Below are 19,064 nucleotides of genomic sequence, written 5' to 3'. Positions count from 1 at the left end.
TTATTCATAATTGATTTTTATGGAATTTTTCGGTATACTGAATGCAGGAGGATATCTAAATGAAACTGCGTTTGCTGGAATACTTTTTAGCAGTGGCCAGGGAACAAAATATTACCGCAGCCGCTGAGTCCTTGCACATCTCTCAGCCGGCCTTGTCCACACAACTCAAAAATTTGGAGGATGAGTTAGGAAAACAGCTTTTAATCCGTGGAGTCAAAGGTTCACGCAAGGTTATTTTGACAGAGGAAGGCATGATTCTGCGTAAGCGTGCAGAAGAAATGCTCTTGCTTATGCGGCGGACGGAAGAAGAAATAACCGGCTCTAATGAAACCATCGCAGGCAATGTATTTATTGGAACCGGTGAAACGGAGATAGTTCGTCTTTTTGCTAAGGTCGCAAAAAAATTGCAGCAAAAATATCCAGATATTCGATATAACATCTCCAGCGGTAATGCAGAACATGTATTAGAATATCTGGATAAGGGGATTATTGATTTTGGGCTGCTTTTTACGGAGATCGATCCGCAGAAATATGAGGCCATCCCGGTTCCAATCAAAGATACCTGGGGTGTTTTAATGCGTAAGGATTCTCCCCTGGCAGAAAAAGAAACTATCTGCCCGGAAGATTTGTGGGATAAACCTCTTATTGTTTCCCATCAGAAAGGAGACGACGTATACCTGAACCAATGGCTTCAGCGGGAAGAGTCGGAACTGCATATTGTGGCCACTTACAACCTGCTTTTTAACGCTTCTCTGTTAGTAGATGAAGGACTTGGATACGCCCTGTGCTATGACAAGCTTATCAACACACAAGGCAGCAACCTTTGTTTTCGCCCTTTTTTCCCACAATTAGAGGCTCGCGGTTTTATCGTCTGGAAAAAATATCAGGTGTTTTCCAAGGCTGCAAATATCTTTTTAAAGTACCTGCGGGAGCTGCTTGAACCGGAAATATAATTCTTGTCTGCTGTAGGAAACCGCACCGCTATTCAAAGCCAATCTATTCTAATGGGGAACATCGAGAGTCTCCTATAATCGAAAAACCATCGGTTCTGAAAGAGCTAAAGAGGAATTTTGAAATAGCAAAAGAAAAACTCTATGCAAATGGTTCGTTCATTCACATAGAGTTTTCTTACATAACAGGAAACTTCGTTCCCCGTTATGTAAAAAACGCGCCGCGGGAACGCACTGCGGCGGAAAGGAAGAATGCCGCTTTCGCGCCCCGCCGCAGGCGGAGAATCCTGCGAAGCAGGATTCTTTCTTATTTCCCGTTCACTTGACACAGGTCGGTATTTTTGCAATATTTTTTATGCCCCTCTGCCATTATTTCCTGTCCTTCTTTTTCTTTCCCTCCGGCGGATTCTCCTGCCGAAGCTGTTCGGCAATCAGTTCGATCATCTGCTTTTTCAGATATACGTCAAAGGCCAGCTCACAGATAAAGGAGAAGAGCTGAAGAAACTGCCGGTCGCTGTCCTCATCGCTCCCGCATAAAGGGAAGCGCTCATCGGAAAAGGTTTTCATGGCAGCCTCAAATTTAACCTGCACATCCTCCTTCAGACGTTCCCGCTGTTCCTTTTCAAGGGAAAAGACCTCGCTGTAGATCTCAGACAGCTCCGGCACAGAGCCGTCTGAAAAATGGCATTCTGTGATAGGAGAGAGGATCTGCTCGATATCCCTGAAGGAGAGAACATTCTTAAAATAGTAGATGAAGGCCAGAAGCAGAATGTGGTTTCGGGAGTATTTTTTCTTCACCGGAGGCGGGAGCAGATTGTTTTTTGCGTAATTGTTGATCATGGTCTTTGTAAGCACCTTGTCCTCGCCGATCCACCGGGAAGAAGCCAGGTGAGTATCCATGAAGGTTGTCACCTGATCCATATACAGGTTAATATTGGGAATATCAGACGGATTGATGCGGGATAAGCTGTCCACGTAGTCCATCAATGCGTTTAAGCGTTCTTCATTTGTTTTCATACCTTGTCACCTCATAGTTATATTATATAGTATTGAATACTAGATGACAAGAGAAAATCGTTCTGAGGACAGGTCTTAGGCAGTTTCTCCTTTTCACCTGCGGGGAGGCCGGCAAACTTCCCGGTTGAGGAGAACGGATGTTTGTAGTACAATAGGGAACAAAGAGGAAAAGGAGGCTTTCCATGTCATTACAGTTTATTATCGGCGGTTCCGGCTCGGGGAAAACCCATGTTCTCTACGAAAACCTGATCCGGCAGTCACTTGAGGAGCCGGAAGGAAAATACTTTGCCATTGTGCCGGAGCAGTTTACCATGCAGACACAGAAGGATATTGTGGCCATGCATCCCTGCCACGGCGTGAGAAACATCGATATTGTCAGCTTTGAGCGTCTGGCCTACCGGATTTTCGAGGAGCTGGCTGTGGAGACGCCGGCGGTTCTGGACGATATGGGAAAGTCCATGGTGCTAAGGAAGGTGGCCGCAGGTCGGAAAAAGGAGCTGCGCCTGTTTGGAAGCCATCTGGACAAATCCGGCTTTATCGGGGAGCTGAAATCCATGATGTCGGAGTTTTTCCAGTATGGGATCACTGGAGAGGCTCTGAAGGAGATGGCAGAGGGCACCCAGAGCGCCATGCTGCGCCAGAAGCTCTCAGACATGAGCGAGCTGTATGAGGGATTCCGGGAATATACGAAGGACCGGTTCATTGCAAAGGAGGAGATCCTTGATATTCTGTGCCGGGTAATTCCGCGCTCAGAGCTGATTAAGGACAGTGTGGTGACCCTGGACGGATACACGGGGTTTACGCCGGTGCAGTACAGGCTTCTGGAGCTGCTTTTAACCTACTGCCGACAGGTGACGGTGACCATTACCATGAATCCGGAGGAGAATCCCTACAGAGAAAAGCCCATCCAGCACCTGTTTCACCTAAGCAGCCATACGGTGTGCAGGCTTACGGATCTGGCCGCCTCCTCCGGAGCAGGGCGCACAGAGGATATTCTTCTTAAGGGAGACTGCCCGAGATTCAGAGAGAGCCCTGAGCTTTCAAAGATTGAGAGGGAGCTGTTCCGGTACGGGCGCAGAGGGGAACAGAAAGAAGGAAAACAGGAAGAAGGAAAACGGAAAGAAGAAAAACAGAATCAGACCGGCTGCGGGGCTCCCCACAGAAAGAGTGGGCTGATTCTTCATCAGGCGGAGAATCCCATCCGGGAAATCCAGTTTGTCTGTGCCCAGATTGAGAGGCTGGTGAAGAAAGAGGGGTACCGCTACCGGGATATTGCGGTGGTGACGGGAGCCCTGTCCGATTACTCCGGGGAGCTTACAAGGCAGTTTCAGGAAAACAAAATTCCCTGCTTTCTGGACAGCAAGAAAAATATTCTCGGAAATCCCATGGTAGAGCTTCTCAGGGCCTCCATGGAAACGCTGACCGAGGACTTTTCCTATGAGAGCGTGTTCCGGTATCTGAAAACGGGAATGGCCGTGGAGGATGTGGAAAAGCTCTCAAGACTGGAAAATTATGTGAAGGCTCTGGGAATCAGGGGGTATAAGCGCTGGAACAGCCGGTGGGAACGGGTGTACCGGGATGGAGAGCTGTTAAATCTGGACGAGCTCAATGAGTTCCGGGAACAGATTGTGGCGCCGTTTCGGCCTTTAAGGGAGGTATTTTCCGACCGCTCGTCCTCGGTTCGGGAAATGACGGCGGCCCTTGTGCATTTTCTGGAGGAGATTCACGCAGAGGAGAAGCTGGGAGAGTGGGAAAAACGGTTTTCTGAGATGGGGGAAGCAGAGCTTGAGAAGGAGTACAGCCAGATTTACGGGCTTGTGATGGAGCTGTTTGACCGGGTCGCTGCCCTCCTGGGCGACGAGGTGGTCAGCCGGAGGGAGTATGCACAGATCCTGGATGCAGGCTTTGAGGAGATCAAGGTGGGACTGATCCCGGCTGTGGTAGACCGCGTGGTGGCGGGAGATCTGACAAGAACCAGGCTCTCCCACATAAAGGCCTTGTTTTTTGTGGGAGTCAACGATGGAATCGTGCCGTCTGCTGTCAGGAGAGGGGGAATCCTGACAGAGGCGGAGAGGAGGCTCTTAAAGGAAAAGGGTGTGGAGCTGGCGCCGACGGCCAGGGAGGAGGGCTTTTTAGAGCGGCTGTACCTCTATCTTGTCATGACAAAGCCGTCGGACACTCTGTTTCTGACCTGGAGCCAGACCTCGGCAGCGGGTAAGGGGCTTCGCCCTTCCAGCCTGATCGGGCAGGTGAAGTCGCTGTTTCCAGAGCTTACGGAGACGCGGTCAGACGAGTTTGAGGAGGCAGCCTGGTCCCTTCCGGCTGGAAGGCGGGCGTTAATCGGAGGGCTTCGCGAGAGGAGTGCGTCCTCCTCCCAGCCGAAATTCCTGGAGCTTTACCGCCGATTCTATACGGACAGCGGGTACAGGGAGATGACCAGGCGTCTGGTGGAGGCTTCCTTCTGCTCCTATGAGGACAGGGGAATCGGGCGGACTGCAGCAGGCAGGCTGTACAGCCCCATCCTTCGCGGAAGCGTGACGAGAATGGAGCGGTATGCAGCCTGCGCCTACGCCCATTTTCTGAACTTCGGGCTGGAGCTTCGGGAGAGGAGAGAGTATGAGCTGGCTGCAGCGGATATCGGAAACATGTTTCACAGCTCCATTGACCTGTTTTTTAAGACCATGAAGGAGGAGGGAAGGAGCTTTCGCACCCTCTCTCCGGAGGACAGGAAGGAGCTTGTGGGACGCTGCGTCTCGGCGGTGACAGCGGAGTATGGGAATACGGTGGTGTCAGCTTCCTCCAGAAATGAATATCTGGGGCGCCGTGTGGAGCGGATCACAGACAGGACCGTGTGGGCCCTCACGGAACAGCTCAAGAAGGGAGATTTCGAGCCGGCCGGCTTTGAGCTTACCTTTACGCCGGCAGATAATCTGAAGGCTATGAAGATCCCTGTTTCCAGGACAGAGGCCGTTCACCTTCAGGGGCGCATTGACCGGATGGATCTGTGTGAGGATGAGGACAAAATCTATGTAAAGATTATTGACTACAAGACAGGTCAGACGAAATTCGAGCTGACGGAGCTGTTCTACGGGCTTCAGATGCAGCTGGTGGTATATCTGGATGCGGCCATGGAGAAGGAACAGAGGAAGCACCCGGACAAGCAGGTCGTGCCTGCGGGAATTTTCTATTACAATATCGCAGATCCAATGGTGGAAAAGTCAGAGGACATGGATGAGGAGGAGACCCAGGAGGAAATCCTGAGAGCCCTCAGGATGAACGGGCTTGTAAACAGTGATTTAGACGCCATCTCCCATCTGGACAGAGAGATAGAGACCCAGTCTGATGTGATCCCGGTGGCCTTCAAGGCGGGGATCATTCAGGAGGCCAGATCCTCGGTAGCCAGCGAAAGGCGTTTTGCGGCCCTGACCGGGTTCGTCAACCGGAAAATCCAGTCCATGGGACGGGAGATCCTGGACGGAAGGATCACGGTGGATCCCTACAAGCGGGGAGACCGCACCGCCTGCGATTACTGTCCTTATCACGGAATCTGCGGCTTTGATCTGAAGACAGAGGGCTATTCTTTCCGCCGTTTTAAGGCAATGAAACCGGAGGCAGTCTGGGAGGAGATTGAGGCGGAGGAAGAGGAAAGCAGAATCGGAGAAGGCAGAACAGGGAACCGCATAAGCAGAGGCGGTCAGGAAGACGGAAACGGAGGCAGTGCAGAGTCATGGGAGTAAACTGGACAAAGGAGCAGAGGCAGGTAATTGAGAGCAGGGACAGGAATCTCCTTGTCTCAGCCGCTGCCGGGAGCGGAAAGACCGCAGTTCTGGTGGAGCGAATCATCCGGATGATCACGGACGGGGAGAGGCCGGGGGATATTGAGAGGCTGCTGGTGATGACGTTTACCAAGGCGGCGGCCTCGGAGATGCGCGAGAGGATCCACGACGCCATCGAGAAGAAGCTGAAAGAGGATCCGGGCAATGAACATCTGCAGCAGCAGGCGATTATGGTGCAGTATGCCCAGATCACTACCATTGACAGCTTCTGCCTCCATATTTTGCGGGAACATTTTGACTGCCTGGACATTGACCCTGCGTTCCGCGTGGGGGATGAGGGCGAGATGCTTCTGCTGCGGGGGGATGTGATGGAGGAGCTTTTGGAGGACTGGTATGGGAGACATGATCCGGCCTTTGAAAATTTCGTGGAAACCTATGCGTCCGGAAAGGCAGACGGAGGGATAGACGATTACATCTACCAGGTTTACAGCTTTTCCCAGAGCAATCCCTGGCCGAAGGAGTGGATAGACGAGTGCAGGAGAGAGCTGTCGGACACCTCTGTGGAGGCCCTCGACAGAACCGGGTGGATGCAGTTTCTGCTGGAAGATGTGAGGAGGCAGGCGTCTGAGTGGGCGGGGCAGCTTCAGGAGGCTGCCAGGCTCTGCTCAGAGGAGGATGGGCCCGGGGCCTATCTTCCCATGATTCTCTCCGATCTGTCAAATGCCGAAAAGCTCCGGGAGGTGTCGGGGTACGACAGCTTCGTGCAGGCGGCGTCAGGCTTTGAATTTCCCAAGCTGGCCGCTGTCCGGGGGAAACATTCACCGGTGAACCCGGATAAAAAGGAGAAGGTGTCTGAGTGCAGGAAGCGGATCAAGAAGGCTGTGGAGAAGATGAAGGGGCAGTTTCTGTTTGCCTCCGAGGAGGAAATCCTTGCAGATCTGGCAGGAAGCAGCGAGGCAGTTCTCATGCTCCTTACGCTGGCGGAGGATTTTGCCGGACGGTTTGAGGCAAAGAAGAGGGAGAGAAACCTGGTGGATTTTAACGATCTGGAGCATCTGGCCCTTCAGGTGCTGTACCAGGAGGAAAAGGAGGGGGGAGAACACAGGCCCGGCGAGGCGGCCGATCTTCTGGCAGGGCAGTTTGACGAGATCCTGGTGGATGAGTATCAGGACAGCAATCTGGTGCAGGAGGCCCTTATCAGGGCAGTGTCCAGGGAACGGTTTGGAACACCCAATGTGTTTATGGTAGGCGATGTAAAGCAGAGTATTTACAAATTCCGCCTGGCCAGACCGGAGCTGTTTCTGGAAAAGTACCATTCCTACACGAAGGAAGACAGTCTCTATCAGAAGATTGAGCTTCACCAGAATTTCAGAAGCCGCAGGCAGGTGCTGGAGAGCACCAACGACGTGTTTTACCGGATTATGACGGAGAATCTGGGCTCCATCTCCTACACAGAGGAGACAGCCCTTCACCCGGGGGCCTCCTTTGAGCCCCTGCCACAGGAAAGGGGCCGAAAAGAGGCGGAGCTTTCTGGGTCTGCTGCAGGACAGACTGCAGGGGAAGCCGGAGAGGATGGGCCTTTAGAGGAGCAGAGAGATCCGTTTTCCACGGAGATCCTCCTCATTAACACAAAGGACAGCGTGCTGGAGGAGCTGGACGATGACATCTCCGACTACACAAGGCAGGAGCTGGAGGCCAGGATGATCGGAAAGCGGATCAGAGAGTTGACCGATCCGGAGAGGGGATGCCCGGTCTGGGACAAAGAGCTTGGGCGCTACAGGAAGGCGGAGTACAGAGATATTGTCATCCTTCTGCGCAGCGTCTCAGGGTGGGCGGAGAGCTTTGTGGAGACTCTGGCACACCAGGGCATTCCGGCCTTTGCCGAGTCAAAGACAGGCTATTTTACCACCATTGAGGTGGAGACGATGCTGAATTTTCTGGCAGTGCTGGATAACCCCATGCAGGATATTCCCCTTACCGCCGTTTTAAAGGCTCCGTTTTTCGGGCTGACGGACCGGGAGCTGGCAGAGATCGCGGCCAGATTTAAGCATTCTGCAAACCGGGGACAGGACCGGGGAATGTACGGGGCTATCTGCCTGTATCTGGGGGAGAGCGATCAGGCAGGAGAAACGATGCAGTCCTCTGCAGAAGGAGAGCGGGAACCGGAAATTCTGGAAAAGCTGGCCAGCTTCTTCCGGGTGACGGAACAGCTGAGGAGGGAGGCCGTTTATCTGCCCATCCACGAGCTGATTTACCGGATCTTTGACGTGACCGGCTATTATGACTATGTGTCCGCCATGCCGGCAGGGGAGACCCGCAGAGCCAATCTGGACATGCTTGTGGAGAAGGCGGCTGCCTATGAGGCCACAAGCTACAGAGGGGTGTTCCATTTTATCAAATATATTGAAAAGCTGAAAAAGTACAATACAGACTTCGGCGAGGCCTCCACTGCGGCAGAGGGCGGCAATACGGTGCGGATTATGAGCATTCACAAGAGCAAGGGACTGGAGTTTCCCATTGTCTTTGTGGCTGCAATGGGTAAGCAGTTTAACAGGCAGGATACCAGAGGAAAGATTCTGATCGACTCCCGGTTTGGAATCGGGACGGACTATCTGAATGCCGAGACAAGGCTTAAGGCTCCCACCCTCAAGAAAAATGTGCTGAAGCGCAGGATGGATCTGGAAAACATGGGGGAGGAGCTGCGGGTTCTCTATGTGGCCATGACGAGGGCCAAGGAGAAACTCATCCTGACAGCCTCTGACAGAAATCTGGAGGCAAAGCTGGAAAAATGGAAAGAGCTTCTGGACACAGGGGAGAGGGGACTTGCCTTTACCCTCCTGTCCCTGGCCGGCTCTTATCTGGACTGGGTGCTGATGGCCATGGAGGGAGGCGTCTGCCGGATTTGGATGCGCGAGGTGATGGCGAAGGAGCTTTTAAGTGAAGAGATCGGGGAGCAGGTAAGGCGGAAGGTGACAAAGGATATGCTCCTGTGGCCGGACAGGGAGGAAGAAGGGGAGGAGTCTCCTGCCTCTCAGATATTCGGGATGCTGGGAGATGAGGAGTACAGAAAGAGGCTGGAGGAGTCCTTCTCCTTCCAGTACCCCTGGGAGGATGAGCTGCGGCTGAACACGAAAATGTCCGTGTCCGACATTAAAAAAGAGGGAGATGAGGAGCTCTTTGAGGAGAGCGCATTCCTCCCGACGATTCCATCCTTCCTGTCCGGTGAGGAGAAGGAGGTACAGGGGGCCAGGCGGGGAACCGCCTACCACAGGGCCATGGAACTTCTGTCTTTCCATGAGATCAGAAAAAAGTCTGATATAAAGGAGCAGCTTGACAGGCTTGTGGAGGAGGGGAAGATGACTGCCGATTCCAGGGAGCTTGTGAGAGAGTCTGTCATCTGGCCATTTTTCAGTTCAGATCTGGGAAAGCGGATGGCCGCCGCCCAGAGAGAGGGAAGGCTGAAAAAGGAGAGCCAGTTTGTTATCGGCATTCCGGCCAGAGAGATGGGAGATTTTAACTCCGATGAGCTGGTGCTGGTTCAGGGAATTATCGATGCCTTCTTCGAGGAGGACGGAGAGCTGGTGCTGGTGGACTACAAGACGGATTATGTGGAAAAGGAAGAGACGCTGAGGGAGAGGTATGGGATTCAGCTTGACTACTACAGGCGGGCACTGATGCAGATGGAGAAAAAGAGGGTGAAGGAAACGGTGATTTACTCCTTCCGCCTGGGAGAGGTGAGGCTGCAGCCAGAGGGCTCCTCTCAGGCCAGATAGCTTTCCAGCTCATCCAGATTTCTGGGGATGGGAAGAGAGGGATCCAGGATCCCTTTGCGGCACAGGGAGTCAAACAGGCGCAGGGCGGCGGGAACAGAGAGATTTGCCTGGGAAAGAAGTTCACTGTCGGTAAAAATCTCTTCCGGCGTCCCCTGCCCCAGGACGCAGCCATCCTTTAACACGACAGCCTCATCGGCCCAGTCCAGGGCGAAATCCACGTCATGGGTGGCCATCATGACGGTGATCCCCTTATCGGTCATCCGCTTAACAGCCTCCCGGACCAGCTTCGTATGCCTGGGATCCAGGGCGGAGGCCGGCTCATCCAGAATGACAAGCTCCGGCTCCATCACGAGAATATCGGCAATGGAAACCTGCTTTTTCTGTCCCCCTGACAGGGTGTGGACGGGACGGCTTTTCAGAGAGGTCAGTTCCATTTCATCGAGAATCCGCTCCACGGCCTGACGCGCTTTTTCCTCGGGAAATCCCAGATTCATGACTCCGAAGGAGATCTCCTGGTAAACGCTGGAGGAAAAGAGCTGGCTGTCCGGATCCTGAAATACGATTCCCACCTTCTGGCGGAGGGATAAGAGTTCTTTTCTGGAGTATCCCACCAGCTTTCCGGCAAAGGACAGAGTGCCGGATGTGGGACGGTGAATGCCGTTGCAGCAGAGAAAAAAAGTCGACTTCCCGGAGCCGTTGGCTCCCAGAAAAGCTGTTTTGCTGCCGCGCCTGATTTTCAGAGAGAGATCCCGAAGTGCACAGCTGCGCCCCTGGTCGTAGGAGAAAAACAGGTGATCTGCCTGAAGGATCACCTCACTTTCCGGACAGACGGGTCTGGCGGGTGCTTCTGTCTCCTTTTGTGTCATGTCCCGGCAGCAGACTCTGCAGGTGCCGGTCAGTTCTGTTTGCTTCATGTCGGTCCTCCTTTAATGGGTGGTGAACAGTGAGTGTGAATGATGAATGACGAGTGATAAGTCAGGAAGCCAGCCACAGAACCAGGCAGGCCGAGGCTTCAAAGGCAGCTATCAGAACCAGATGGGAAGGCTTTGGCGGCAGACACTCCCTCAGAACAGAAAAATTCCCGTCATAGCATCTGGCCTCCATGGCGTCATACAGGATGCCGGAACGGCGGACAGACTGGATGAACAGACAGGAGACCAGGGAGGCAAAGGAAGACAGGGAGGTGTGAAAGTCGCGGTTCCCCAGCCTGGAACGCTGGGCCACGGATATTTTTCCGGCGCAGTCCAGGAGCAGAAAGATGAACCGGTAAATCAGCATCATCAGCTCGATGATAAGCGCCGGAAGATGCAGCCCTTTGAGAAACAGGAGAAGCTCTGAAAGGGGCGTGGAGAGAGCCAGAAAATAGAGGCAGGATACACCTGCCAGGGCAGTGGCAGCCATGCAGGCGGCGGCAGAGAGAGTCTCCCTCCCGGCTGTCAGATACAACCCTCCCACCGGAAGGGAGAAAAGCTCCAGGGGAGTCTCCCGCAGAGAAAGCCCTAAAACCAGGGCATTCATTGCAAGAAAGCTGAGGGGGATCAGAAAAAGGCGAAAGTAGGAGACGGGGGAAAGTCCCCCGGCCAGGACAGTAAGAGCTGCCATGACCAGGATGATATAGAGATCCAGCCGGATACAGCGCCCTGCCACACAGAGGCAGAGGGTGAGGATGGATAAGAAAAACTTTTCACCGGTGTTGATATAGCGAAGCCGTGACTGGTAGCTGAAGCTGTCAATTAAAAGCATTTATCTTTCCTCTCGTACTGTCTGGCAGTCATCCGGGATTTCGGATAATCCGCACTGTCTCGTCCACTTCTTCCTCTCCACAAAACGGCCCATAAAGAAGGCAATCACGCCCACGCCGATTCCCGTCTGAAGGCAGAACAGCATGCTTTCTACCTCCCCTGGAAGTTCTCCTCCCAGCAGTGTTTCCAGAACAGGGGAGGCCCACGGCTCGTAGCCTGGATCCGTCGTCTCAATCAGCTGGTTGCCGCGGTCGTCTGAACCGCCGAATTCTGCGCCCTTTAAAAGAAACAGAGGGGCAAATGCGATCAGCACGGCCCCGATCAGGAGGGCTGCTGCGAGAGTGCGGCTGCTTTTCTCGGCTGTCTTATGGCCGGTTCCGGCTTTCCCTTCCCTTCTTTTCGGTGCGAAACGGTCTTCTCTTTCCATTATTCAGTTCCCTCCTTTAAAAATCCCACAGCGGCAAGCTCCGGCTGCGCATATGATTCCAGTCCGATGACGATGGCGACAGTCAAAAGCCCTTCTACCACGGCAAGAGGGATCTGGGTTCCTGCAAAGATAACCAGATTTTCCCTGAAGGCGATGGAGAAGGAGGTGGCCGAGTTATGGGCCAGGGCAAGCTGGAAGGCAGTCACGCAGTAAGTGAAGAGATCCCCCAGAAAAGCGGCTGCAAAAAGGGAAACTTTTCTGTTTATCCGGAAACCGCTAAGGATCCGGTAGAGCAGCCAGGAGACGAAGGGACCTGCGATAGCCATGGAGAAGGTATTGGCTCCCAGGGTGGTCAGGCCGCCGTGAGCCAGAAGGATCGCCTGGAAAATCAGTACCAGAATCCCCAGAACAGACATAGCAGAGGGCCCAAACAGGACAGCCCCCAGTCCCGTCCCCGTCATATGGGAGCAGCTTCCGCTGACAGAGGGAATTTTCAGGGAGGAGATCACAAAGATAAAGGCCCCTGACATGGCCAGAAGAGTGATGGCGCGCCGGTTTTCACGGATCGTCTTTTGGATGGAAAAGAAGCCTGCCAGAAGAAAGGGCAGACAGATCAGTCCCCAGGCCACGCAGAATCCGGCAGGGAGAGCACCCTCCATGATGTGCATGGCAGAGGCCGGAAAAGAGACGCCGAGGGCTGCGGCAGGCAGAGCTGCCAGAAGGATTTGTGTTTTTCTCGTTTTTGTCATCGTAAACTCCTTTCATTCGCTGTGCGCACCCATCTGCACTAATGGCTTGCGGTGTTCCTGTCTCAGGCTTTGCTTTTTCAGGGCACGCAAAAAAGCGCTTCATCACAGAAAGTCTTGTGAAGAGCGCCGACGGCTGGGTAAAGGCCGTCTGACAGAGCCTCTGTCCTTCGCAGTAAGCTTTGCCGATTTCCTATGGCGGGCAGGTCTTCTGACTCAAGCGTCCTCATTGCCCCCGGCCTTCCCAGGCAGAGCCCAGTGACACGTTTTGGGGACAACTCTTCTTTTACAGCGGCGTGACCGTGGAGGATTTTCACCTCACTTCTCTATTCTCCTGCGGAATGAAAACGCAGGCACCTCGCCATATTCAATTCAGATATATTATAGGAAAGAACAATCCAAAAGTCAACGGTTATGTTCCGCTCTGCCTTCTGTCTGCCAGAGAGCTGTGATGCCCTCGGAAAGCCTGCTTTTCAATTCTTCCAGAAATTCCGCGGCAATGCCGGAAACAGCGCCGCCTCTCGGGAGAATACAGCCAAACTCCAGGCAGTCGGTACACTCCTCAATGGGAATGGAGATGACCTGATAGGTGGAGCTCTGAGCTGAGAAATCGTGAATGCCGATGCTGTAGAAATCGCTGTTGGAGAGCAGGTGCATCAGGGAAGCACGGCCGTCCAGATATACGATTTTAGGCCCTGAGTTCAGGTTATACTGAGCATTCTGCGAAAAAATCCGGTAGGCGTAATCCTCGGCTGCATCCTGGTACCTGGCAAAGCCGTAGGGGGCCAGATTGCGGAGCGTGACAGGACGTCCCTCCCGTATGAGGGGATGGTTTGCCGAGAGGATGATGTGGGGCCGTACGTGGGCCAGAAAGGAGTAAGAGAGCCCCAGAGAGGATATGTGGGAGCTCACCTGCCCTCGGTTTTTCGGATCGAGGTGGATGACGCCCACGCTGAACTGGCCGGAATAGACATCCTCGACTACCTCCTGGGCAGTCCCTTCCCGGAGGCGGTGAAGAAAGGAGGGCTCATCCTTGTGCCGGAGAACGATCTCGATAAAGCTCTCCATGATGTGGGAAAAGCGAGTCATGGACACGCTGAGGAAATGGGAGGGAGCATCAGAGGAGCCTGAAAAGCGCTGAAGCTTTTTTGCCTCTCTTAAAATGGTGTCCGCGTGCTCCAAAAAGTCGCGCCCGTCAGGCGTCAGGATTACTCCGCTGCGTGTGCGCTCAAACAGAACCGTTCCCGCCGTATTCTCCAGTTCTTTTATGATTTTCCCCAGGTAGGGCTGTGATATGTAAAGGGTCTGTGCCGCCTTGTTGATGGAGCCAAGGCGGGCAACCGCTATAAAGTAGGAAAGATGCTTCAGATTTAAATCAAAATTCATAGCTGACCTCTCAAAATGGGATTCTGTAATAGCTGTTTTATAGTCATTATACCATAAAAAAGTGCCTGATGTGGGTTTTTGTTGTAGCAATATGCTATATCCCTATAGATATAGAGAATTAGGCCCTGTTCAGAAAAGATGGTATAATAGCGAGGAAAGCGCATGCCATGCCTGCATGAGCATGCCTTTGACGAGCAGTCCCATCGAGACGACAGTCGGGGGCTGAAAAGCAGCTATGGGAGAGGATATCCAGGCAGGACGGGGGAATGAGAAATGACAGAGGAAAAAGTCAGATTAGAGTCGCCTCAGAAAGAAGGCGGTGGAAGAAATGGCGGCGTATCGGACGGGGAGATGCCCCGGATTTTAAACGAGGCTCTTCTTGCCGGGATGAGAGAGGTGCCGAAGGGGGAAACCGCCTCCTATATACCGGAGCTGTCACGGGCTGATAAAACAGATCTGGGGATCTGTATTTATACGAGAGACGGAAAAGTCTATGAGGCCGGGGATGCAGAAAAGAGGTTCAGCATTCAGAGTATTTCCAAGGTAATTTCCCTGTGTGTGGCGCTTCAGCACTGCGGCTTTGAAAAGGTGTTTGAAAAAATCAGGATGGAGCCGTCAGGGGATGCCTTCAATTCCCTGCTCAAGCTGGATATGACCAGCAATTATCCCTATAATCCAATGATCAATTCCGGGGCGATTGCAGTGGCCAGCTACCTGATGCCTGTGTTCAGCTTTAAAGAGCTGTTGGACTATGCGGGAAAGCTCTGCCTGGATCCGAAGATCAGGCTGGATGAGAGAGTCTACTCCTCGGAGATGGGGCACAGTGCCAGAAACAGGGCTATCGCCTATCTGCTCCAGAGCAAGGGAATTATTGAATGCGATGTGGAGAGAAGTCTGGAGCTGTATATCAAGATGTGCTCCTTAAGCGTTACGGCAAAGAGCCTGGCAGGCCTTGGCCTGGTGCTGGCAAACGGGGGATTTCATCCGAAAACGGGAGAGCGGCTTCTGGACAGGGAGGTGGTGCGCACGGTGAAAACGATTATGCTCACCTGCGGTATGTACGACGGTTCCGGTGAATTTGCCGTGGAGGTCGGAATCCCGTCCAAGAGCGGCGTAGGAGGAGGAATCCTCTCTGTTGTGGACCGAAAAATGGGAATCGGCATTTACGGTCCGTCCCTGGATCAGAAGGGAAACAGCGCAGGAGGCCAGGCCATGCTGAGATACGTTTCTGAGAAACTGAATCTTCACATGTTCGCGTGGGAAGATTAGAAAAGATTGAATAAAGGTTAAAATTTTGCAAAAATTTGTTGTAAAGACAAGGGGTGATATATTATAATAAAAAATGTATAAAAAGTATTAAAAAATGCTAAATTTAGGCCGCGATCACAGAAGAGACAGGTGATCGGAAGGGGGAAAACGACGAAGGCAGGTTTGGCAGATAAAATGAGCATTTAAAAAGTTCAGTAAGAAGAATAAGAGATGAAAAATTTGTGGAAAGGGAAGGTGATTTCGATTTGTTTGCGGAAATTATCAATACGCTGAGTAACTGGCTGTACACCTATATTCTGATTATACTGCTTCTCGGAGCGGGCGTCTTTTTTACAATAAAGACAAGGTTTGTGCAGTTTCGCTGTCTGCGGGAGGCAATCCGGGTGGTAAAGGAGCCCAGCGACGACAAGGAATCCATCTCTTCCTTCCAGGCGCTGATGGTATCTACTGCGTCCAGAGTGGGAACGGGAAATATTGCGGGAATTTCAACAGCCATCTGCATCGGAGGAGCAGGGGCCATGTTCTGGATGTGGCTGGTGGCCCTTTTAGGCAGCGCATCTGCGTTTATTGAGAGTACACTGGCTCAGATTTACAAGAGGAGGGCCGATGACGGAAGCTCTTATGGAGGTCCGGCCTATTACATACAGGCAGTGTTAAAGAAACGGTGGCTGGGAGTCCTCTTTGCATGTACCTTGATTGTAACTTACATGGGAGGATTTAACCTGGTAGCTGCATTTAACATTGCGGATTCCTTCCGGGCATACAGTTTTTATGACGAATCCACAACACCTCTGATTGTGGGAGTTGTGCTGGCCGTGATCTTTGCTCTCTGCATATTCGGAGGAAGCAAACAGATTTCAAAGGTTACAGGAGTTCTCGTTCCTGTTATGGGAATCTTCTATATCCTTGTATCTCTTGCCATTATTGTGACCCACTTAAATCTGGTTCCCAAGATGTTTGCGGATATTTTTTCACAGGCCTTTGATTTCCAGGCGATATTCGGAGGCTTTACTGGTTCCGCTATTATGCAGGGAATCAAGAGAGGCCTTTTTTCCAATGAGGCGGGCGTCGGTTCCGCTCCCAATGCAGCTGCATCCGCAGGAGTCTCCCATCCTGTAAAGCAGGGACTGGTGCAGATGCTCTCCGTCTATATTGATACTATCGTGATCTGCTCCGCAACGGCTTTCATGCTTCTGTGCTCCGGAATTGAACCAAGCACAGAGCTCCAGGGAATGCCTTATGTGCAGGCGGCGGTGGCCAATACACTGGGAGGTTTTGGAACTGTTTTTATCACAGTTGCACTCTGCCTGTTCGCGTTTACCACATTAATCGGAAATTTCTACTATGCAGAGATGGGGCTTGGCTATATCTGTGACAAGAAGCCGGGAAAGAAACTGATGCTTGTGTTCCGAATCGCGGCAGCTCTGATTGTATGCTTTGGTTCTACAATGGAATTCAGCGTGGCCTGGAATACGGCAGATGTGCTCATGGGACTGATGGCAATTATCAATCTTCCTGTCATCCTGATCCTCTGCGGTCCGGCTGTGCGCTGCATGAATGATTACCTGAAACAGAAGAGAGCGGGAAAGAATCCGGTATTTAAGGCAGCGAGCATTAATCTGGAGACAAAGACAGATTTCTGGAATTAGAGAAAACAGAAAATGCAGGAGGCGGCATACTCCCATGGCTGGGGTATACCGCCTCCTGCATCACTTTAAAGAAGAAACAGCTTTGCAATACCGAGAACCACAGATCCGGCTACCAGCAGTCTGCCTGCCAGCTTCCAGCTTTCTTCTGAGCTTTTCCAGTACAGAAGCGCTCCTGCAATTCCAACAGCTCCGATTGCCCATCTAAACAGCTGAGCGGACAGATAGTTTGACGGCAGGCTGTTAGCCCCCAGATATGCTGTCAGCAGTCCGAAGGCAGCCATCACATAGACTGCTCCGCTCTGAAACCGTGATTTTTTTGCCAAAAACATAATCAGGATACCAATTGCACCCAAAACACTCATCACAACAAACAGTACCATTAACATTCCTAATGCCATATTTTGCACCTCTTTCATCTTTTTTTGATTGTTTAAAAACGAATGAGATTCTCTGTTTCATTTTCATGCTCCCAGTGTAGCAGGAAAATCTGAAAAAAAGTCACAGCAGTTTCTGAAGAATTCTAAAGAATAACAAGTCCTTTTAAAACAATTTCAATATGAAAGAGTTCCGGCGTCCGATTAATGGTGATACTGCCCTGGTAAAGCTCCGCAATCTGGCGGATTGCAGCAATTCCCAGTCCGCGGCTTTCCGTTTCCGGAACGGCATTTTTAGAAATAACGTTTTCCTGTGTGATACAGAGGGAATCGGCTCCGGTTTTGATTTCCAGACTCACAGGACAGTTTTCGTTTCCGTACCGTTCAATATTTGTCATCAGATTGTCGAAAATTCTCTGAAGTTCTCCTGGATCCACGGTCCACTCAAAATTTCTGCAGGCATCGAGAGAGAGCTGGCATAGAAAGTGTTCCTCCAGAGACGCTTCCCATTCGCTGGCCATCTGTTCCATCAGGAATCTCCCGTTTTCAATATGTGTCAGTTTTCTGACATTTGTGTTTAGCAGGCGATCGGTCAATTCTCTGATCTGGCCGGCCCGGCTGCAGACACTGTCAATGTAAGCCCTGATTTCCTCCTCACTCCATGTTTCACGCTCTCTCATATACTCGGAGCGGGCGAGGATTGCAGCCAGTGGGTTGCGGATATCATGGGACATGGAGCGGATGAAGCGCTCCCTTTCGTCACGAAGGGACTGCTCCCGGAAGCGAAGCTCCCTCTGAGAACATGCAAGCCTGTTGATGCATGCGGCGAGCTCTGCCAGCTCATCATTTCCCTCCTCAGGAATGGAAAAGTCCATCTCTCTGGCATCCATTTTTTCGATTCCTTTTATGATGGTCAGAAGGTAGGACACTTTTTTAGAGAGCAGAATAAAGAAAATCCAGAGAAAAAACAGGACAGCTCCCATGGCACACAAACTCTTCAGCCACAGCCTCCCGGCCGAAAGCCATTCTCTGGCCGGAACCCACCCTCTGTAGTGCAGGTAATTTTGTGCGATGGAAGCGGCTCCTCCGTATAGAAACAGATAAAAAACAGCAGAGCAGATCATGCTGATACAGAAATAAAGGATCAGCTCCCAGGCGAGCTGCCTCCTGCGTACACGGTGTTCAGTCAATGTAATATCCCCTTCCCCAGGCTGTTTTTATATATTTCGGATTTCGTGAATTGTCGCCCATTTTTTTTCGGATATTCTTTATGTGTACCATAATTGCACCGTCCCCAACAGCGTCTTCCCCCCATACACTCTGGTAAATATTGTCCAGGGAGTAGATTTTTTTTCTGTGCTTTGCCATAAGCTCCAGGATTCGGTATTCCGTATAGGTCAGGCTGATTACAGCCTGGTTCTTTATAAGGGACTGACTTTCTGTATCCAGAAGCAAATCGCCGATGGGGATCATCCCCTTTTTTTCAGCTGTCTCCTCCCTGGCTGCGGCGGGAGGAGTTCCCTGCTCCGCTCTGCGGAACACAGCGCGAACCCGCATGATCATCTCCATATTGGAAAAGGGCTTTACGATGTAGTCATCTGCTCCGATTAAAAAGCCGTTTACCTTGTCTGCTTCTCCTGAGTAGGCTGTGAGAAACAGAAGCGGCGCCTGAAAGCGGGCCCGGATTTTTTTGGCAGCCTCAAAGCCTGTTTCCTCCGGCATATTGACATCTAAAATATACATATCAATGGACTCGTCCGCCAATTCGGCAGCCTGCAGCCCGTTTTCTGCTTCAACTACTTCGTACCCTTCGGCGCTTAAAATCATTTTCAGGATTTCTCTGAGATCCTGCTCGTCATCTGCTATCAGAATTTTCTTTCGTCCTGTCTGATCCATCTTTTGCTCTCCTTCCGCGTGACACTATTTTAAAGTGGGTGAAAACCTTGGAAGCAAAA

Annotated in this window: 14 protein-coding genes and 1 riboswitch; of the genes, 5 read left to right on the top strand and 9 right to left on the bottom strand. The window is 51.9% G+C overall.

All coding sequences use genetic code 11. The features are described from left to right. Positions 1 to 59: 59 nt before the first annotated feature. Positions 60 to 953, top strand: coding sequence for a LysR family transcriptional regulator (locus LK436_RS13595; protein WP_008395020.1), 894 nt, complete (start codon positions 60 to 62; stop codon positions 951 to 953). Between the two features lie 366 nt (positions 954 to 1,319). Here LK436_RS13595 and LK436_RS13590 read toward each other — a convergent pair whose 3' ends face one another. Then, positions 1,320 to 1,967, bottom strand: coding sequence for a DUF1836 domain-containing protein (locus tag LK436_RS13590; protein ID WP_008395022.1), 648 nt, complete (start codon positions 1,965 to 1,967; stop codon positions 1,320 to 1,322). 182 nt (positions 1,968 to 2,149) lie between these two features. On the opposite strand from LK436_RS13590, the gene addB reads away from it, so the two are divergent. Both addB and LK436_RS13580 read left to right on the top strand, forming a co-directional pair. Continuing rightward, on the top strand, positions 2,150 to 5,704 hold the full coding sequence (addB, locus tag LK436_RS13585; protein ID WP_008395023.1) for a helicase-exonuclease AddAB subunit AddB: 3,555 nt from the start codon (positions 2,150 to 2,152) through the stop codon (positions 5,702 to 5,704). Next, on the top strand, positions 5,695 to 9,516 hold the full coding sequence (locus LK436_RS13580; protein ID WP_008395024.1) for a UvrD-helicase domain-containing protein: 3,822 nt from the start codon (positions 5,695 to 5,697) through the stop codon (positions 9,514 to 9,516). Before addB ends, LK436_RS13580 begins: the two co-directional genes overlap by 10 nt. On the opposite strand, the gene LK436_RS13575 is transcribed toward LK436_RS13580, so the two are convergent. The 5 genes from LK436_RS13575 to LK436_RS13555 all read right to left on the bottom strand — a co-directional run bounded on the left by LK436_RS13575 (position 9,504) and on the right by LK436_RS13555 (position 13,817). Further along, positions 9,504 to 10,430, bottom strand: coding sequence for an energy-coupling factor ABC transporter ATP-binding protein (locus tag LK436_RS13575; RefSeq protein ID WP_021966930.1), 927 nt, complete (start codon positions 10,428 to 10,430; stop codon positions 9,504 to 9,506). The genes LK436_RS13580 and LK436_RS13575 overlap by 13 nt on opposite strands. Before the next feature lie 61 nt (positions 10,431 to 10,491). Next, a complete protein-coding gene (gene cbiQ / locus LK436_RS13570) occupies positions 10,492 to 11,259 on the bottom strand; it encodes a cobalt ECF transporter T component CbiQ (protein WP_008395026.1) in 768 nt (255 codons plus the stop codon). Then, positions 11,260 to 11,583: an energy-coupling factor ABC transporter substrate-binding protein gene (locus LK436_RS13565; protein ID WP_182433236.1), complete on the bottom strand. Its 324-nt coding sequence runs from the start codon at positions 11,581 to 11,583 to the stop codon at positions 11,260 to 11,262. A 101-nt stretch (positions 11,584 to 11,684) separates the two neighbouring features. After that, on the bottom strand, positions 11,685 to 12,434 hold the full coding sequence (locus LK436_RS13560; RefSeq protein ID WP_008395028.1) for an energy-coupling factor ABC transporter permease: 750 nt from the start codon (positions 12,432 to 12,434) through the stop codon (positions 11,685 to 11,687). A 180-nt stretch (positions 12,435 to 12,614) separates the two neighbouring features. After that, positions 12,615 to 12,808, bottom strand: a riboswitch (cobalamin riboswitch). Positions 12,809 to 12,836: 28 nt separating this feature from the next. Then, complete coding sequence (locus tag LK436_RS13555) at positions 12,837 to 13,817, bottom strand: LysR family transcriptional regulator (protein WP_008395029.1); 981 nt, start codon at positions 13,815 to 13,817, stop codon at positions 12,837 to 12,839. A 351-nt stretch (positions 13,818 to 14,168) separates the two neighbouring features. On the opposite strand from LK436_RS13555, the gene glsA reads away from it, so the two are divergent. Continuing rightward, the gene (gene glsA, locus LK436_RS13550) at positions 14,169 to 15,086 is read left to right on the top strand and encodes a glutaminase A (RefSeq protein ID WP_347476039.1); all 918 of its coding nucleotides are present in this window, start codon (positions 14,169 to 14,171) and stop codon (positions 15,084 to 15,086) included. A 221-nt stretch (positions 15,087 to 15,307) separates the two neighbouring features. Next, positions 15,308 to 16,735 (top strand): alanine/glycine:cation symporter family protein, encoded by a 1,428-nt coding sequence (locus LK436_RS13545; RefSeq protein ID WP_008395031.1) that lies wholly within the window; start codon positions 15,308 to 15,310, stop codon positions 16,733 to 16,735. A gap of 65 nt (positions 16,736 to 16,800) precedes the next feature. Here the strand turns inward: LK436_RS13545 and LK436_RS13540 are convergent, their stop codons facing one another. From LK436_RS13540 to LK436_RS13530, 3 genes are all read right to left on the bottom strand, one after another. After that, positions 16,801 to 17,133 carry a hypothetical protein gene (locus LK436_RS13540; RefSeq protein ID WP_015544053.1) on the bottom strand — a complete coding sequence of 111 codons (333 nt, stop codon included), beginning with the start codon at positions 17,131 to 17,133 and terminating at the stop codon, positions 16,801 to 16,803. 122 nt (positions 17,134 to 17,255) lie between these two features. Further along, entirely contained in the window at positions 17,256 to 18,299 is a 1,044-nt protein-coding gene (locus LK436_RS13535; RefSeq protein ID WP_044930338.1) for a sensor histidine kinase, read from the bottom strand. Next, positions 18,292 to 19,005: a response regulator transcription factor gene (locus LK436_RS13530; protein ID WP_008395034.1), complete on the bottom strand. Its 714-nt coding sequence runs from the start codon at positions 19,003 to 19,005 to the stop codon at positions 18,292 to 18,294. The genes LK436_RS13535 and LK436_RS13530 overlap by 8 nt, the downstream gene beginning before the upstream one ends. Positions 19,006 to 19,064 lie beyond the last annotated feature (59 nt).

It is taken from the genome of Clostridium sp. M62/1 (genome assembly GCF_020736365.1).
Taxonomy (GTDB): Bacteria; Bacillota; Clostridia; order Lachnospirales; family Lachnospiraceae; genus Otoolea; species Otoolea saccharolyticum_A.
Note: the sequence above shows the minus strand (reverse complement) of the source record. Positions and strands in the feature narration are given on the sequence as shown.

What these genes read in the sequence shown, in the direction of transcription:
- LK436_RS13595 (WP_008395020.1), top strand. Translation starts at nt 60, where the DNA reads ATGAAACTGCGTTTGCTGGAATACTTTTTAGCAGTGGCCAGGGAACAA.
- LK436_RS13530 (WP_008395034.1), bottom strand. Translation starts at nt 19,005, where the DNA reads ATGGATCAGACAGGACGAAAGAAAATTCTGATAGCAGATGACGAGCAG.
- LK436_RS13560 (WP_008395028.1), bottom strand. Translation starts at nt 12,434, where the DNA reads ATGACAAAAACGAGAAAAACACAAATCCTTCTGGCAGCTCTGCCTGCC.
- LK436_RS13590 (WP_008395022.1), bottom strand. Translation starts at nt 1,967, where the DNA reads ATGAAAACAAATGAAGAACGCTTAAACGCATTGATGGACTACGTGGAC.
- addB (WP_008395023.1), top strand. Translation starts at nt 2,150, where the DNA reads ATGTCATTACAGTTTATTATCGGCGGTTCCGGCTCGGGGAAAACCCAT.
- LK436_RS13575 (WP_021966930.1), bottom strand. Translation starts at nt 10,430, where the DNA reads ATGAAGCAAACAGAACTGACCGGCACCTGCAGAGTCTGCTGCCGGGAC.
- LK436_RS13580 (WP_008395024.1), top strand. Translation starts at nt 5,695, where the DNA reads ATGGGAGTAAACTGGACAAAGGAGCAGAGGCAGGTAATTGAGAGCAGG.
- cbiQ (WP_008395026.1), bottom strand. Translation starts at nt 11,259, where the DNA reads ATGCTTTTAATTGACAGCTTCAGCTACCAGTCACGGCTTCGCTATATC.
- LK436_RS13540 (WP_015544053.1), bottom strand. Translation starts at nt 17,133, where the DNA reads ATGGCATTAGGAATGTTAATGGTACTGTTTGTTGTGATGAGTGTTTTG.
- glsA (WP_347476039.1), top strand. Translation starts at nt 14,169, where the DNA reads ATGCCCCGGATTTTAAACGAGGCTCTTCTTGCCGGGATGAGAGAGGTG.
- LK436_RS13555 (WP_008395029.1), bottom strand. Translation starts at nt 13,817, where the DNA reads ATGAATTTTGATTTAAATCTGAAGCATCTTTCCTACTTTATAGCGGTT.